This is a genomic window from Parashewanella sp. 2304DJ23-3, assembly GCF_056591695.1.
Genome location: NZ_JBWQOH010000004.1, coordinates 84,653 through 100,788, shown reverse-complemented (window position 1 = coordinate 100,788; position 16,136 = coordinate 84,653). Strand labels below are relative to the sequence as shown.

The following is a 16,136-nucleotide window of genomic DNA, read 5'->3' as shown; positions in this document are numbered from 1 at the left end:
TTTTTATGCTCAGGCTGATAGCGACTCTAATATTCGCATGTGCTTTAAGAGTTGTTAGGAGCTACGCAAGACAAATTAATTAAGGTTAATTTGTTATTAATCAGTGCATTTTTTAATATCAATCAATGTATTTATTTAACCGTTTTTTTGCTATGGCAGATGTTAGAGTTACTGTTGGACTAACTGATTTTAGAAGGGGAGAGGATTCTCTAGTTAACCCTGAACAGAAAGCGTCCTTTCAGCAAGGTGAGAAAGAGTGGGAAGCGACAAAAGTTCAATCCGACCCTACACAAAATTTTCAAAAAGGCCTTCAAACTGCACCAGCCCATAAAGATTTTAAAGAAACAACGATAAAAAAAACTAAATACCTAACTTTTACAAATGACGAATCTCGACTTCAATTTATCAAAGAAGATATTAGTGAAGGAAAACTTGAAACTGTCAAGACAAGCCTTGAGCAGATTCGTAATATTGATAAAGAAAAAATGGATAATGAAACTAAAAAAGAACTTAAAAAAATGTCAGTTTCGGATATCGCTTATTCATTAGAAATAAATAAACGACTCAATATTATCCCTGTTTCAGAAGTGATTAGAAGAGGACTTAGGCTGAGTAAACAAGTAGAGCATTTGTTAGTTCTTGATACTAAGGAATGTCAAATCGTAATTGCTGAGTTAGATTTACCTGAATCTCATGTCGATAGCTTGTTGAAGGATGATTTTCCTAGCGCTGTTGTAGATAAGATTAAAGAAAAATTTATGAAAAAAACTAAGCAGAGCACAGGAGAAAACGTACAAGATGGCAGTGATATGGGTTCTTTAGCTGCTTCGGTTGATGATCAAAAGGATTACCATCGGTTGCAATTAAAGTCACGCTCTAGAGAGCAAGAGAATCAAAATGTTATTCAGGCTACCGAATTAAATGAATTCAATCCTAATCAAGAAGAACGAGTATTATTAAAAAGAACGAAGTTGATTGAACCTATAAAGTTGCGTGGTGAGAAAAGTGAATACTATAAAACAAGTATCACTGAACTCTACCAAAAGTTTCCACCGCAATGGCTTTTTGAAGTTGAGTCTTGCAATGATAGCAATGGTGGACGAAGCTCTCATTACAATGCGGGTAAAGCCGATTACTGTCTGGTTGCTATTGCACCTTCAGGAAAAAAGTATGCTCTCGCATATATAGAATTATTAAGCCAAGATGTCTCTTTATTAAATCAAACTATCAACGCTCAGTTTGATAGTGTTAATTCTGTTTTAGCTCATCAGGAGTTTGAAAGTAGAGAAGAAGTTCCTTTAAACGAAGATGAGCGAGAAAAGATGTCTTGGAGTAGTCGAGCTGTAGCTTTACCGAAAGAGCATCATTTCAATGAACATAAATCAAGTACTCCATTTTTTGTTGATGGTGCAGAATTTGGATTGAATGTACTTTCTCGAGCCTCTAGTGCTCAATCTATCTTGTTTACTGTCGGATCTGAGCAAGGTAGCAATGTCATTGCGTTAGGAAATTTTGACTCAAGAGGAATGCTGAGATTCCCCAGTGAACAATCCCTCATGGTCGGGTTTAAACCTGAAATAACTTTATTTCGAGCTCCTCGATTTTATAGAGATTCCAATACTAATGTACCCAATATATATAGAGAAAGTAGCGGAACCACTCTTGTTCCATTTGCGAATCCTAAGGCCGTTCAAATTTATTCTGCGAGAACTTCTAAATATAGCTCAGAACAGTGTAAGGAAGTTAATCGTCAATGTTCTGAGTATGTTCGGCGGTTGTTATGGAAAAACTATGATGGGATTGAATACGATAGAGATTTTCATGAATCAGTTGCCATAGCTATTCATCGCCTGATTATTTTTGAAAAGCCATCTCTAAAGTTGTTGCTTTTAAAATGGCTCCAGCACAACAGTGAGGAAATATCTAGATATGTTGATGTTAAAAAAGAGCTAAGTGAACAAGGTTTAATGGAAGCCGAGCTCACGATAAATAATGGAGATATGAAATGTGTACTAGTATTACCTGTTTTCGAAGATGAAATAGGGGAAGCAGAAGCATCCTTTGAAATATTGAAAGACATGTCTGAAGTAATCCTCAGGATGTGTGAGCAAGCATTACCTGATGAAATTGACCCAGAAATAGCATCTAAGGAAGAAATTAGGGCTTATAATCTTGAAATATCCAAGTTATCTTCACTTTATAGCGAGATAATGACCGCATTCGCCGTACACTTATCTCACAATAATGGTTTTACTGATTTTCTTGATGAAAACAGCCCTTTTTTTGATGCTCTCGCATCATTACGAAGTAAACTTGGCAGAAATTATGAGTGCCCCTTTAAATTTAAGAAAATTGAAAATGCTCTTTTCTTAGAGATAATGACAGATAAAGGGAAACAATCGCTAGCTATGACGAGAGTAAAGGAGGTTGCTGAGTACTTTTGTTATTACTTGGAGCAGTTAAAGGAGATCAAAGTAGAAGGCTGTAACAGTAGATGCTATCGAGATTACGTCAGACATAAAGATAAATCTTTCCCTCAAGTTAGAAAGCTTGTTGAAGTTGAAATGCTAATGGGGCCGGATATTAGTTCAAAAATGCATAAAAAACTAGGTATTGAAGCTAGTAAGGAGCATCCTACTAATAAAGCCTTAAATTTTAATACTGATGTTGAAGTACCAAAAAGGAAGTTTGGTAAACCTGTTTATACTCCATTGGTACCCTCTCAAAGGAAACAAATTCAAGAGTGCTTTGATTCGTTTCTGGATTTACTAGAAGATAGAAAAGGTTTTTGTTGCTCTAAACTACTAGTTAGAAGAGTTGGTGGGCATTGGGTTGAAAGAGTTCGTGTAGCAAATAAAGAAGGGCTCAAAGGGTTGATGATTAATTTTACTAACCTCACCTTTACCCTATTTGGAAATTCAACAGTATTACAGAAGAATAAAGCTGCTGTAGAATTATTGTATTATTCAAGTTTAGTAAATGCGTTTTGCGATTTACACCAACTCTCTAAGGCCGTAAAGCTAGCTGTTAAAGCAGAAGCTTTAAAAGGAGTGTTTACAGAAGAAGAATTAACACATGCTCTAGAAGAAACAAGTGATAACGAAGAAGCAATAAAAGCAGTAGAAACGATAATTGCTAGAGAAACTGAAGCTATAAGAGCGCAGAAACAATTAAAAGGGGATTTATTTAGTGTCAAAGGGCAAGTTAAGTTCAGAGCCGATGCTCGTCGAAATCAAATTCCATATAAAGGTAGTTTAAAATCAAAACTTGATTTAGACATCAAGTCAGTTGCATATATGGTGACTGTTGGAGATAAAACCCTGGCTGTTAAAGTTGAGCTCCCTCTTTCCATAAAAACTACAACTGATAAACAGTCATGGCTTAATCAGCAGTTTACAAAGGGATTATGTGAAACCTCCCCGTTATTTAGCTTGCAAAGGCAAGGAATCCTCTTCGAAGACCAAGATTATCCAAAGGGAATGATTGGTTTTGGATAAGTATTAAAGGTAGCATGTAAATAACTCATAATTTGAACAATTTATCTCATAACATCAATCATTAAGTGCTTGCCTATCGATTAAGAGCTCTTCTAAAGCGATAAGAAGAGACTCTATATAAATTTAATCTGTTTATTTATTACTTTGATATTAACGAATCTTAATTTGCTTAACTGATTCGAAATTGTACCCTTGTAGCATATTTATTTGTTCTCATTGAGGATCAAATGGAAGCTAGCCCACTCAGAGAAACACATCCTCCAATCGATAGCTCTATACCTGACTCAAGGAATTCAGGTTCTAGAAAATTAAAATCCAGTAATGGACAGACATATACAGTTGAGCGCAGCGAAGACTGTGGCTTAGATCATCAAAGCAAAAAGTTTTGTAAGAGTATTCATCCTAGTTCATATGGAAGTGTTAGAGAGTGTTCTCTTACTTGTTCAAGTTGTCTCGAAACTGGAACTGAGAAGACGTTTGAGGCTGCAATTAAACTCTCAAGTCAAAGACATTCAGATCAAAACGCTTATATTGAAGCTTTGATAGGCATCATGGGCTCTTTGAAAGATCCTTCAAAACTGGAAATTGTTGAGGGTAGTTTAATAAAAGGTGATCCAAATAAAGGCCACTCATTAGTTCTCAACCTTCCCAGCGGAGAGTCTGTTGTTTTGGCTGAGCTTCCTATAAAAGCCTCATCAGACATCATAGAACAGCTTACTACTTTGATTCCCAAACATGGCGTTATTGCCAGATATGAAGTATCTCCATGCGATTCAATTGTAAGAGATTCATCGACAAGTAAATCTGAAAAATCTACCTCATTTTCACCTATAGGATTTTTATCCAGTTTATTTAAACCTAAAGAAAGACCAGTAGCTCATGTTTTACCTTTTAATGTAACGGCTAAGCCCGAAAAAGGTGTAGTGGTTCCACCACCATCCAGTTCAGTACCTACTTACAAAGGCGAATTTGAAGATTTTGAAGTTCTCGGGGAAGAAATAAAAGAAAACATTGCGCCTGATGAAGAACCTATGGATATAGGAGAGCCAGAAGAGAGAGATACAGAGCCTCTAGGAGATCTACCTGTTGGTGAAGTGGAACAAATTGAGCCTATGGAAGTAGATCAAGGCGACTACGTATACAGCCCTGAAGCTCCTGAGTCGTATTTTATATATCCACCAAGCGTTCAACCAGTGAACTGTGTACTCACAAATGAACAGAGAGAGGAAATTAATGCGATTCGGTTAGGAAAAGCAATTGCTTTATGTGATCAGTTAGACTCTTGGATTTTATTAAATCATCAAATTAAAGATTCACTAACGGTTCTATTTGAGGATACCGATCCAGTTCGAAAACTCGTTATTGCAAGACGGTTAGAAAATATATCTGAACATTCAGATATTAATGTTGAAATTAGTGGTAGTACAGAAATTGGCAATGAAGAACGATATCTTGATATCAATATAACAATTAAGGGCACTCTTTTTACTGTTCGAGTTCCTCATACTTTTGATGATCTTATGGATTCATACAGTGTCCATGATGAGATTGAAAATTGGGCAAAATTCGCAAAAGAAAAATTGTCTGAAAAGTATTTGGCAAGGAGGCAGCTCTATATCAAAAATAGATCGGATTATGAAACTGGTGATGAGGATGATATAGAGTTCACAGATCGAGATGAAGTGAGGGTCTTAGCTAAAGTTGAAAAAATGGTAAATGTACTTACTACTTTATTTACTAAAACTGAAGATATAGAAAAACTAATTGGAGTTATTGAGCTTCATTACTTGGCAAGAAATGAAGGTATAAAAGTATCAACCCATTCACTTGTAGATAGCTCTGGGCAAAATAGAGTGTACTATCGAATCTCATCGGAAATCGGTAACAAAGAAATAGCCTTGAAACGCACTCATTTCAATGGCGTTCCCCTTAACTGGAAACCTATAACGGACTCTCTAAAAGATGTTGTTGTTCCTTCAATAGCACCTCTTCAGCAACAGTGGGTGGCTGCATTTGATAAAGAATGTAGGAAGGTATTTCGTGACTTTAAAGAAGACTTTATTGTTCAGAATTTTGCGAATTTAGCTGAAGCAGGTATTCGAGAACGAGCGATTTGGGGAGCTCAGCAGACTAGAGAAAGAATTTATGGCAACACGATTAAGTGCATACAAATATTATTTGGAAATGCAACTGTCATTGAGAAGCACCTTGCCGCAATGGAGCTAGAGTCCTTAGGTGACACTATTGCAGCGATGATTGAAGTATATGAAATTCGAGTTAGAGCATACCAGAGGGTTTATACAGCGTTAAAGCAAGAAGGGGTAAGCTATAATGGTGCTCAATTAAAGATGTATCCTCCTCTTGATCTTAATAAAGTGAAAGAAATCGTTCAAAGAGAATCAAAAGCGTCATTTATGGAGTATGTGCAACATAGAAAAGGTGAAAAGGAAAGTATCAGTATAGTAGGTACGACCCTTAGAGAGCAAAATGGCTCTTTGAAAAAAATGACTTATTTTATTAGGTTACGAGACGTTAAATTTCCCGCTGAAATAAGACTGTCTGGTGCGAATACTAAACGTGAACTTGTTTTATGTGAAGGTGTTGCTAAAAGATCTAGGCAATTCAGAGAAGAAAGGGTGAAAAAACTATTTCCATTTGGTTTACCACAAATTCCTTAACATACAATTAGTTTAGAGAAGAAATGCTTAAAACATTTCTTCTCATATTGAGGTTATTTACCGAGTCCCGTAAACCACAATCGTCTTGCCGTGTGCCTGAATTAAGTTCTGCTCTTCAAGCATTTTTAAAATACGACCAACGGTTTCACGTGAACAACCAACAATTTGACCGATCTCTTGACGAGTGATCTTAATTTGCATGCCATCCGGGTGAGTCATAGCATCAGGTTGCTTAGCAAGATGTAATAGAGTCTGTGCAATTCTTCCAGCAACATCTAGGAAAGCTAAATCCCCGACTTTTTGACTCGTTGTTTGCAAACGGTAGGCCATTTGCTGTGACAGTTTCATCAGTATTTCAGGGTTAACTTGAATCAGTTGTTTGAACTTCTTGTAAGAGATTTCTGCAATCTCACAAGCTTGTTTTGCACGAACCCAAGCAGTTCTTTCTGCTTCTTCTTCAAATAATCCTAACTCACCGATAAAATCACCTTGATTAAGATAAGACAGGATCATTTCCTTGCCTTCTTCATCTTTAATCAACACAGCGACACTACCTTTAACAATGTAATACAAAGTATCAGAAGTCTCTCCTGCGTGGATCAATGTGCTTTTTGCTGGATACTTGTGAATATGACAGTGCGATAAGAACCATTCTAGGGTTGGATCTGGTTTTGGTTTACCAATTAGAGCCATGCGTAAATCCTCTATCGGTTGAAAGTTTAAAGTTTGAAATTAAGTTACACACAATCTACGTCATTCTTTTATAAGAAACTTTGATTTAGATCGTTTTTAATGGGTCTATTTTACTTGTGAATGCTAAATAAATTAATAGGTTTAATGAGATTTATTGATGTATTTAATGTGTTGTTAGCTATGCGTAAATAAAAACACTATGATTTACATTAGAAACAGTGCATATAATCTCAACAGTTTTTGATCTAATAGTTACAGTTTTAGTTACTGTCAGAACGGCATATTAACCACTTATTCTGCAATATTGCAATGAAACTCGACATCTTAGTCAGGATCTGGCTAACTAAAGGCTAAGGTTTAATTGTTTAAAAGACACATGAAGTTATCAGTATTAAAAATATTACTTTGCTCGTACATTATTTTTTCAGAAAGTGCATTCGCGTATTTTCCTACGCCTCAGCCGCAGGAAGAAATATTGGCGAGTAGAATCGCTACGATTCAATTGGGTGCTGAACAAGGAAACCAAGAGGCACAGTATTTATACGGCCTTTTATTACTCTCAGGTCGAATCGTTGAAAAAGATCCCGTAAATGGTTTTCTATGGCTGACAAGAGCTGCTACGAAAGGTCATAAAAAGGCACAAAAAGCGGTAGCCGATTTAGCGTTTGAAGGACAAATTGTCCCGAGGGATCTATCGTTAGCTGAAAAATGGTACCTTAAACTGGATAATTCATGGGCACATTTTCGGTTAGGTTTCATCTATGCCGCAGGTGGTGATGGAATCAAATCAAACTGTGGTAAAGCCGTTAATGAGTTTCTGAAAGCAGGAGATGTTGCATCAAAAAATAATGCAGTATGGATTTTATCGACCTGTCCTGAAGCCAAATATCGTAATGCTAAGAAAGCCATTATGATAGCCGATCAACTGAAAAATAAATCGCCAAATGACTTTGCTATTTTTGATAATTTAGCGGCAGCTTATGCTGAATACGGCAAGTTTGATAAAGCGATTCATTACCAGCAAAAAGCCATCACCTTATCTCGTCAACAAAGCAATAAAGATACATCTTCAATGATTGAGCGCTTGAAACTGTATGAAAAAGGTAAGCCATTTCGGGAAGTTATTTCTCTGCCATAAGGTCTATACTGAGTAAGGGAAGTAAATTAACAGGTGTCAGATATGAGATTTGCAATAGCAGCATTGTTGTTGAGTGTTTCAAGTTTAGCCGTTGCCGCCCCTCATGATGGTGAAGTGAAACGTAGCGGTAGTAAAATGCAGATGTGGGAGCAATCCAGTAATAGTTGGGTTGGAGTTGAGACCTTCTGGAAGAATTTCGCTGACAGAAGTGGTGGGTTGACTTGGGGTGAAACAAAGGTATGGCCTGAGTACGACAAGCTTAAAGAGCGTGATTTAATGTTGATTGAGGTAAAACAAGGCAAGTGCTTGATGGAGTTTTTCCATGGTCGCTGGCGTAGAGCACAAGATGTTCAGCGTTGGGATGATAGAGTGAATGAGTTTGGTGGTTGCCCATACGTTTTTGATTAATAAAACTATCATAAACATAAAGCCTCTCAAGTAGAGGCTTTATATCTTCTTATCCGCCGTAATTGCTTTCAAGCGCTTATCAATCAGTTTACCGATCAATGGGGTTAAAATAATTTCCATTGCGAGTGACATTTTTCCACCCGGAACAACTAAGGTATCTATTCGAGACATGAATGATCCCTGCAACATCTGTAAATAATACGGGTAGTCAACATCTGCCATGCCGCGAAAACGAATAACAACAAAGCTTTCATCGAGAGTCGGGATGCCTTTAGCACTAAAAGGGTTGGATGTGTCGACGGTGGGTACACGTTGAAAGTTAATATTCGTTCGAGAAAACTGCGGAGTAATGTGGTTTACGTAGTCATCCATGCTGCGGACAATAGATCCCATCACCTTTTCACGGCTATGGCCTCTGTCTGAGGTGTCACGAACGATTTTTTGTATCCACTCTAGGTTAACAATGGGTACCATTCCAATGAGTAAATCAACATGTTTAGCCACATCATGCTCTTCAGTAACGACACCACCGTGTAATCCCTCGTAGTAAAGCATATCAGTATCGTCCGGCAGTGGACGCCACTGGGTAAATGTTCCCGGCATTTGATTAAAGGGTACGGCCTCGTCGAAGGTGTGTAGGTACTCTCGAGTTTCCCCTAAGCCTGTTGAAGCGTAATCAGAAAAACATTTTTCAAGTCGTTCAAAATCATTCGCTTCTTGGCCAAAGTAGCTGATATTCCTACCTTCTTCTTGAGCCTTGCGAATCATGACTTCCATCTCTGCACGGGTGTAACGATGAAAACTATCCCCCTCAACAGAAACCGCATTAATGCCAAGCTGACGAAAAATATGGCTAAATGCTTCTGTGCTCGTAGTTGTTCCTGCACCAGAAGAACCTGTAACGGCAATAATCGGATGTTTCTCTGACATTTTATTTACCTTATTATTTGGTCAACGTGGCGGACACCTATGGATTCATCATTTTCACTATATTCAACGATAAGCGTGCCTTTTTTTAGCATTTCATGACATTGCAGCAGCGCTTTTTCAAGATGAACATCATCCATTGTAGTAAAACTTCCATCTTCAACCTGAGAAAAAAGGTAATCTTTTACCAAATTATCGAGGGTTTCTTTCGGTAGATTTGTCAGTGACTCATAGGGAATAATCATTTAACGTCCTATTCGTTTTCAGTAAAGAAATCGATAATTCGTGGCTCAAGATAGTATGTCGGTTTCCAAGGTAATCCACCATTTATAAAACCTACATGACCGCCTTGTTGATGCAATTCATAAGTTACGGTTGATGATAACTGATTTGCATCAGGGATTACGGCCTCAGTCATAAAGGGATCGTCTTTAGCGTGAATAACTAAAGTGGGTGTACTGATCGATTTTAAGTAAGGTAATCCGCTTGCTTGTTGATAGTAATCGTGAACATCTTTAAAACCATGCAGAGGCGCAGTGACTTTATCATCAAATACATAAAAAGTATTGAGTTTCTCAACTTGCGTCATTGCAATAGGCATTCGCTCGTTCAGGCTAGGATGCTCAATTTTCTCACGTAACTTAGCTTGTAATTGTTTAATTAAGTAGCTTTGGTAAACTTTGGAAAATCCGTTTTCTAAGCGCTTTGCACAAGCACTTAATTGAAGAGGCGCTGAAACGACAACGGCTCGCTCAATCAAACTTTGATCTTGAGCTTCTCCCAAATACTTAGTAAGAACATTACCGCCGAGGCTATAACCAACAGCCCAGATTGGTGAACGTGGAAAATGACGTTTTAATAAATCCAAGGTGACTCTAAGATCCTGGGTATCGCCACTATGGTAACTTCTCGCAAGTCTATTGGGTTCTCCAGAACAGCTGCGGTGATGATGAACACAAACATTTAGGTCTAGCTTGCTGCACTCTGCCAACATTCTACGAGCATAATGAGACTCTGAGCTGCCCTCTAGCCCATGTAAAATTAGCACAATGGGTGCTTCAGATTGAGGTTTTTGTGTCCAATCTAAATCGATGAAATCACCATCATCAAGTTCTATTCGTTGCCGCTGTAGATTAACTAAAGGTATTTTAGTCATAACAGGAAGAATGGTTTGAATATGAGTGTTTTTCAGCCACCATGGTGGGCAGAACTTATTGTTTTTCATTAAGTTATTGTCAAGAGTGCAATAAATTGCTATCAAATGTTAGAAAAGAATAATAACACAAGGAGTTCTGGCGATGGAGCGGCGTACATTTTTACTCGGAGGTTTTGTTGCCACGGCAGCGTTAGCCGTTGGAGCGGATTGGTATATCAATGCTTTTGATTCAACGCCTGAAGGCACAAAGCAGAAGCATGCTTTGCTTTTTACAGCTCTGCTGCCAGCTTTACTTGATGGTGCGTTGCCCATAGACGAGGTAGAACGTCAGCAGCAGATTGAACGAACGATTGAAAATATTCATACTACGATGAATCTATTGCCAGAACATGCTCAGCAAAAACTTGTGCAGCTATTAGAATTGCTTGAAACTAAGTTTGGTACCCTTCTTTTAACCAGTAGCTTTACTTCCTTCCTCGAATTGAACCCTAACGGGTTACAGCAATTACTGACCTATTGGCGAGAGCATTATCTTTCAATGATGAATGAAGCTTACCTTGGCTTACGTGAACTTGTAATGAGTAGTTATTACGCCTCACCAGAACATTGGAGTTTATTGAGTTATCAAAAACCTGTTTTAGCAGGAGTAAACTCATGATGGTTGATCCGATTAAAACGGGACTTGAAAACGGCTGGAAGCACATTGATGCAAGTCAACTAATCAGTGACCAATACCTTGAAACGGATATTGTTATTGTGGGAACAGGGGCTGGTGGAGGCATTGCGGCTGAGCAATTTGCCAAGGCGGGGCATAAGGTCATTATGCTCGAGGCGGGCAGCTTAAGATCATCCTCTGAATTTGATATGGAAGAGCGCACAGCTTACCCAAATCTCTATCAGCAAGCCGCAGCAATGAAGACTAATGATTCGGCCATTGGCATCTTTCAGGGGCGAACTGTTGGTGGTTCAACGACTATTAACTGGACCACATCGATAAGAACACCTGAGCTCACACTCAAGTACTGGAGTGAAAACTTTGGGATTAAAGGTATTAGCCCATCAAAGCTAAAACCTTGGTTCGAAAAAGCAGAGCAAAGACTTAACATAAAACAATGGCCTGTGCCGCCAAACCCGAATAATCAATCTCTGTTAGATGGCTGTAATCAGCTACAGTGGCAACACACTATCATTAAGCGAAATGTGAAAGGTTGTTGGAACTTGGGTTATTGTGGGATGGGGTGTCCAACCAATGCTAAGCAGTCCATGTTAGTGACTACTGTTCCTAGTGCGTTAAATCATGGTGCGACATTAATTTCTAATGCGAAAGTCATCAACCTTCAACATCGAAAAAGACAAATATTAGGTTTAGATGCCGTAGCGCTCAATAAAGTGAAACAGCCAACAGGCCACAAAATTCATATCATTGCCAAGCGTTATATCTTAGCTGCGGGAGCAATTCATACTCCCGTCTTATTGATGCGATCTAATACACCCGATCCCTATCATTTACTCGGAAAAAGAACATTCCTTCACCCTGTTTTGTTATCGGGAGCATTATTTGATAAACCTATTAATGGACATAGCGGGGCGCCACAATCTGTTTATAGCGATGAGTTTTTATGGCGTGATGGTGTAGAAGGTGAGCTGGGTTATAAGCTTGAAGTTCCGCCGATTCATCCACTATTGGTTGCAAGTAAGACATTAGGGTTTGGAAGAAGTCATGCTGAATTGATGAGGGACTTTAATCAATTGCAAGTAACCATCGCATTGATCCGTGATGGGTTTAATTCAGAAAGCCAAGGTGGAGAAGTGAAACTCACCCGAAATAGCTTCGAAATTGATTATCCGCTGACCGATATGTTCTGGCGAGCCGCTAGGGCGTCGTTTATATCTATGGCGGAATTACAGTTTGCTGCTGGTGCTCATAAAGTATTACCAATCAATGATGGTATGAACTATTTAAATTCTTGGTCACAAGCAAAATCGTCCATCGAAACCATGTCTTTAGCTAAGTTAAAAACTGTCATAGCTTCTGCGCACGTGATGGGTGGTTGTCCGATGGGAGAAGAATTAGAAACATCCATGGTCAATTCTTACGGGCAGCATCATTATTTGGATAATTTATCGGTGATGGATGGTTCTGTTTTCCCAACGAGTGTAGGTGCTAATCCGCAACTTTCGATTTATGGGATGACATTGAGGAGTTGCAGTAATTTGATTAATTAGTCAATGAGTAACTTTAATCCATAAACTGACTTGTTAAGTAAGGTAAAAGCCTCACAATATTGTGAGGCTTTGCTTTTCAACTTTCCAGGGAGTGTTAAGTTGAATTAAAGGGTATAATTAACACCTAAGAAGAATGCACGACCAGTAGTATCATAATATCCTGCACCATCATAAGTAGAAGGTGTACGAGGAGGTACTTTGTCAAATGCATTTACTACGCCAAATCTAACTGTTAAATCGTCAGTAAAGTTATAACGTCCAGTGAAATCCCAAGTTGTATGTGATGGGATATCATTGTAATTGTTATCAGTTGGAATCCAGTCGTTATCTCTAACTGCTGCATGGCGATATTGAGTTCTTGATTCTAAATGGAGTTTATCAAACGTCCATCCAAGGCTGAAAATACCTTTCCAGCGCGGATCGGTATATTCTCCAACATCTTTCTGAAGATCTGCTGCGAATCCTGTTGGGTTAAATTCCCATTGCTCCAAGTAAGTCGCAATCAAATGGAAGCGGAAATCGCCCATATCGCTCGTTTCTAAAGTATAGTTCGACTCGATATCTATACCTTTAACATTATATGAAGCCGCATTTACAGGTTTTTGTACGAACCCGTTAATATCAAGCGTTGTGGCGTCACGTGTAAATAATGAGCAATAGATGTTGTCTAATGATTCTGAGTCATAGCAATATTTGACCGCAGTATTTACACCAATAGATCTAATTGCATCTTCAATATCGAAAGCCCAGTAGTCAGCCGTTATTGAAAAACCATCAAAGAAGCTTGGTGTATACACTAACCCTACGGTATAGTCGTTAGAGGTTTCTTCTTTTAAGTCAGGGTTACCTGCATTAGTGCCTGGACGATTTGATTGATAAAACTCATCAGTTGGGTTCCAACCTTCTGGTAAGCCCGCTGCACGGCAGTTAGCTTTACGGTATGGGCTGTCACCTTGATTAATATTCTTCAAATCACAAACATCAGTGAAGCTTTCGAATGTTTGTCCACCTTTATTGAATAATTCGTCAATGTTTGGTGCTCTTACTGATTTAGAACGTGTTGCTCTGAATCTTAAATCTTCAATTGGAGACCAATTAACACCTACTTTCCAAGCATTATTCTTACCCGCTGTGCTGTAATCCATCCAACGATACGCTAAATCAATACTTAGACTGTCAGCTAAGAACATATCAGCTAAAACAGGAATACTGATTTCAGTTGCAAATTCAGTAACGTCGTATTCACCAACTAATGGAGTCGTTGTATTACCGAAGATAGTTCCATCAAGTAATTCTTGATCTGGACGAGAATTGGCTTCTTCTTTTCTGTAATCAGCACTGAAAGCAACACTTAAGTCGCCTGCTGGCAATTCATATACGCTACCGCTAACTACAGCACCTGCACTAGTCTGTGTAGTTGTAGCCGTTTGACCTGCACTTGTACTTACCCAGTCAACCGATTCTTGACTTGCTTGACCAACACCTAATAGGTTTAAAGGAACACAGCCGGCAGCACGAGCAGCTTCATTACGACAAACAATGTTACCGTTTGAGTCTAAAATAGCATCTTTAGCTTGGTCATAACGATCTGCCCAGATTTCCCCTTTCCACAGAGTGGTTTCTTTTAATTCACCACGTTGTGCGTATACAGAGTAATCCCAGTTCTCGCCAATAGCACCTTCAACACCAAGTAAAACCCTGAAAGTTTCGCGATCTTGGTTATACGTTCTATTACCAAACTCAGTATCAATTCTATATAAATTAAACCCAGTCATACCTGTTTCGGTTAGCAGATCTTTTGTTGCTTGAGGAAGGAATGCGTTATCTGCCGAAATAGAATTACGAGTATGGAATACAGGGCTACTTTCACCGTTAGACTGATAATCTACATAAGATAATTCACTGAATATTCTGTGATCATCGTTGATATCAAAAGTCGTGTTTAGGGTAAATACTTTTCTGTCTAGAGGAGTACGTATTTGATCATAGCGAACTGGATCATAGCCTTCACAGCTTGCTCCACAGTAATTGCCATTATTACCAGGACCTTCGACAAGACCTTCACCATAATCAAAAAGTTTCATGTTACCATCAGCGTCATAAGTATACTGATTTCCATCTGCGGCAAAGAATGTTCCTGCTTCATTAATCCATGAAAGTGGTTTGCGTCCATAATAAGCAATTCTTGAAGGTGCGCCTTCAGAGGTATCTGGATTATAGATACTAGTGATATTGTTACTTAAAAAGTCTCTTTGAGTGGCGTGTAGTTTTTTCTGTTCAGCATATGTGAAGTTGAAAATGGTGTTTAGTCTACCGTCAACAAAGTCACCACCAGCAGTTACAGAGAACTGGCTAGATTCACCACCGCTTTGATGTGGTTGGGTGTATGAAAGGTCAAGCTCTACACCTTCTACATCTGTTCTTGTTATAATATTTATAACACCCGCAATTGCATCTGAGCCATAAACAGCAGAAGCACCACCAGTAACAATCTCAACTCGCTTGATCATTGCTGTAGGAATAGTGTTAAGGTCAACTGCTGTTCCACCATATTGACCAGCAACAAAACGTCTACCGTTTACTAGAACAAGCGTTCTATCACTTCCCAAACCTCTTAAATTGGTGTAGTTCAAACCATTTGCAAAAATAGTGTTGTTTGTTGTTTCTGGAGAAAGTCCTACAGTAGAGGAAGGGAGCTCATTTAGAATATCTGCAACGTTGGTAAAACCCATATCAGCAATATCAGAACCGCTAATTACAGTTACAGGTGTTGGAGAAAGTTCACCAATTCGTTTGATTTTTGAACCAGTTACTTCGATTCTTTCAACTGTATTGTCATTAGAATCATCTTCAGCTGCATTTGCTGTTGCAACGAAGCCAAAACTAGCAAGTATTGTAGAGGTAAGCAGAGACCTCTTATAGTTATTCATCATCATTTTTATTCCCTGTTATAAAACTTTTTATACCAAGTAAATAATTCTTTATTTATTTGGTGCAATATTGTTATCACAATGTTCCGTATATTCCAAATGGTTTTAATATATAATTAAATGTTTTGTGCCTAATGTATATTGTATACATTAGATGTTATTAAGTTGTTGTATTTATGTTGTTTTATTGTTTTCTTAAAAATTGCAGGTTAATTTTATTTTTATTCACTAATTTTACGTATTTAGTTTTGAGGGAGAGCGAAATTCAAGGGGGTTAGCGTTCTAGTGTCATTAATATTATGGGAGTAATTGAGATGAGTTTTCTCTAGTTACTCGCTTTAGCACTATAGTTACCATTTTAAAGTCAATGGTTTAAGTTTTGGTGTTTTTAGTGGGGTATAACAAATTTATATTTATATAAGTTTATCTATATTTGTTTTATTTAAATTGAATTTATTCAGTATTTTAAATGTTATTTATGTA

Annotated in this window: 11 protein-coding genes; 6 read left to right on the top strand and 5 right to left on the bottom strand. The window is 38.1% G+C overall.

What is annotated here, in order from left to right; all coding sequences use genetic code 11:
* Nucleotides 1-152: 152 nt before the first annotated feature.
* Together AC1EU2_RS10355 and AC1EU2_RS10350 are read left to right on the top strand one after the other, a co-directional pair.
* The gene (locus AC1EU2_RS10355; RefSeq protein ID WP_480298210.1) at nt 153-3,497 is read left to right on the top strand and encodes a hypothetical protein; all 3,345 of its coding nucleotides are present in this window, start codon (nt 153-155) and stop codon (nt 3,495-3,497) included.
* 227 nt (nt 3,498-3,724) lie between these two features.
* Nucleotides 3,725-6,175, top strand: coding sequence for a hypothetical protein (locus AC1EU2_RS10350; RefSeq protein ID WP_480298209.1), 2,451 nt, complete (start codon nt 3,725-3,727; stop codon nt 6,173-6,175).
* A gap of 57 nt (nt 6,176-6,232) precedes the next feature.
* Here the strand turns inward: AC1EU2_RS10350 and crp are convergent, their stop codons facing one another.
* A complete protein-coding gene (gene crp, locus AC1EU2_RS10345; protein ID WP_129945403.1) occupies nt 6,233-6,868 on the bottom strand; it encodes a cAMP-activated global transcriptional regulator CRP in 636 nt (211 codons plus the stop codon).
* Between the two features lie 475 nt (nt 6,869-7,343).
* On the opposite strand from crp, the gene AC1EU2_RS10340 reads away from it, so the two are divergent.
* Together AC1EU2_RS10340 and AC1EU2_RS10335 are read left to right on the top strand one after the other, a co-directional pair.
* Nucleotides 7,344-8,006 carry a tetratricopeptide repeat protein gene (locus AC1EU2_RS10340; RefSeq protein WP_480298208.1) on the top strand — a complete coding sequence of 221 codons (663 nt, stop codon included), beginning with the start codon at nt 7,344-7,346 and terminating at the stop codon, nt 8,004-8,006.
* Between the two features lie 42 nt (nt 8,007-8,048).
* On the top strand, nt 8,049-8,414 hold the full coding sequence (locus tag AC1EU2_RS10335) for a hypothetical protein (RefSeq protein ID WP_480298207.1): 366 nt from the start codon (nt 8,049-8,051) through the stop codon (nt 8,412-8,414).
* 39 nt (nt 8,415-8,453) lie between these two features.
* Here AC1EU2_RS10335 and AC1EU2_RS10330 read toward each other — a convergent pair whose 3' ends face one another.
* The 3 genes from AC1EU2_RS10330 to AC1EU2_RS10320 are packed head-to-tail and all read right to left on the bottom strand — an operon-like array spanning nt 8,454 to nt 10,566.
* Nucleotides 8,454-9,344 carry a phosphoribulokinase gene (locus tag AC1EU2_RS10330; RefSeq protein ID WP_480298206.1) on the bottom strand — a complete coding sequence of 297 codons (891 nt, stop codon included), beginning with the start codon at nt 9,342-9,344 and terminating at the stop codon, nt 8,454-8,456.
* A 5-nt stretch (nt 9,345-9,349) separates the two neighbouring features.
* On the bottom strand, nt 9,350-9,586 hold the full coding sequence (locus tag AC1EU2_RS10325) for a YheU family protein (RefSeq protein ID WP_480298205.1): 237 nt from the start codon (nt 9,584-9,586) through the stop codon (nt 9,350-9,352).
* Nucleotides 9,587-9,594: 8 nt separating this feature from the next.
* Nucleotides 9,595-10,566, bottom strand: coding sequence for a hydrolase (locus tag AC1EU2_RS10320; protein WP_480298204.1), 972 nt, complete (start codon nt 10,564-10,566; stop codon nt 9,595-9,597).
* A gap of 73 nt (nt 10,567-10,639) precedes the next feature.
* Between AC1EU2_RS10320 and AC1EU2_RS10315 the strand changes: the two genes are divergently transcribed.
* Together AC1EU2_RS10315 and AC1EU2_RS10310 are read left to right on the top strand one after the other, a co-directional pair.
* Entirely contained in the window at nt 10,640-11,155 is a 516-nt protein-coding gene (locus tag AC1EU2_RS10315) for a TAT leader-containing periplasmic protein (protein WP_480298203.1), read from the top strand.
* Nucleotides 11,152-12,723 (top strand): GMC family oxidoreductase, encoded by a 1,572-nt coding sequence (locus tag AC1EU2_RS10310; RefSeq protein WP_480298202.1) that lies wholly within the window; start codon nt 11,152-11,154, stop codon nt 12,721-12,723. The genes AC1EU2_RS10315 and AC1EU2_RS10310 overlap by 4 nt, the downstream gene beginning before the upstream one ends.
* Nucleotides 12,724-12,827: 104 nt before the next feature.
* On the opposite strand, the gene AC1EU2_RS10305 is transcribed toward AC1EU2_RS10310, so the two are convergent.
* Nucleotides 12,828-15,659 (bottom strand): TonB-dependent receptor plug domain-containing protein, encoded by a 2,832-nt coding sequence (locus AC1EU2_RS10305; protein WP_480298201.1) that lies wholly within the window; start codon nt 15,657-15,659, stop codon nt 12,828-12,830.
* Between the last annotated feature and the right edge of the window lie 477 nt (nt 15,660-16,136).

What these genes read in the sequence shown, in the direction of transcription:
- AC1EU2_RS10355 (WP_480298210.1), top strand. Translation starts at nt 153, where the DNA reads ATGGCAGATGTTAGAGTTACTGTTGGACTAACTGATTTTAGAAGGGGA.
- AC1EU2_RS10350 (WP_480298209.1), top strand. Translation starts at nt 3,725, where the DNA reads ATGGAAGCTAGCCCACTCAGAGAAACACATCCTCCAATCGATAGCTCT.
- crp (WP_129945403.1), bottom strand. Translation starts at nt 6,868, where the DNA reads ATGGCTCTAATTGGTAAACCAAAACCAGATCCAACCCTAGAATGGTTC.
- AC1EU2_RS10335 (WP_480298207.1), top strand. Translation starts at nt 8,049, where the DNA reads ATGAGATTTGCAATAGCAGCATTGTTGTTGAGTGTTTCAAGTTTAGCC.
- AC1EU2_RS10330 (WP_480298206.1), bottom strand. Translation starts at nt 9,344, where the DNA reads ATGTCAGAGAAACATCCGATTATTGCCGTTACAGGTTCTTCTGGTGCA.
- AC1EU2_RS10325 (WP_480298205.1), bottom strand. Translation starts at nt 9,586, where the DNA reads ATGATTATTCCCTATGAGTCACTGACAAATCTACCGAAAGAAACCCTC.
- AC1EU2_RS10320 (WP_480298204.1), bottom strand. Translation starts at nt 10,566, where the DNA reads ATGAAAAACAATAAGTTCTGCCCACCATGGTGGCTGAAAAACACTCAT.
- AC1EU2_RS10315 (WP_480298203.1), top strand. Translation starts at nt 10,640, where the DNA reads ATGGAGCGGCGTACATTTTTACTCGGAGGTTTTGTTGCCACGGCAGCG.
- AC1EU2_RS10310 (WP_480298202.1), top strand. Translation starts at nt 11,152, where the DNA reads ATGATGGTTGATCCGATTAAAACGGGACTTGAAAACGGCTGGAAGCAC.
- AC1EU2_RS10305 (WP_480298201.1), bottom strand. Translation starts at nt 15,659, where the DNA reads ATGATGATGAATAACTATAAGAGGTCTCTGCTTACCTCTACAATACTT.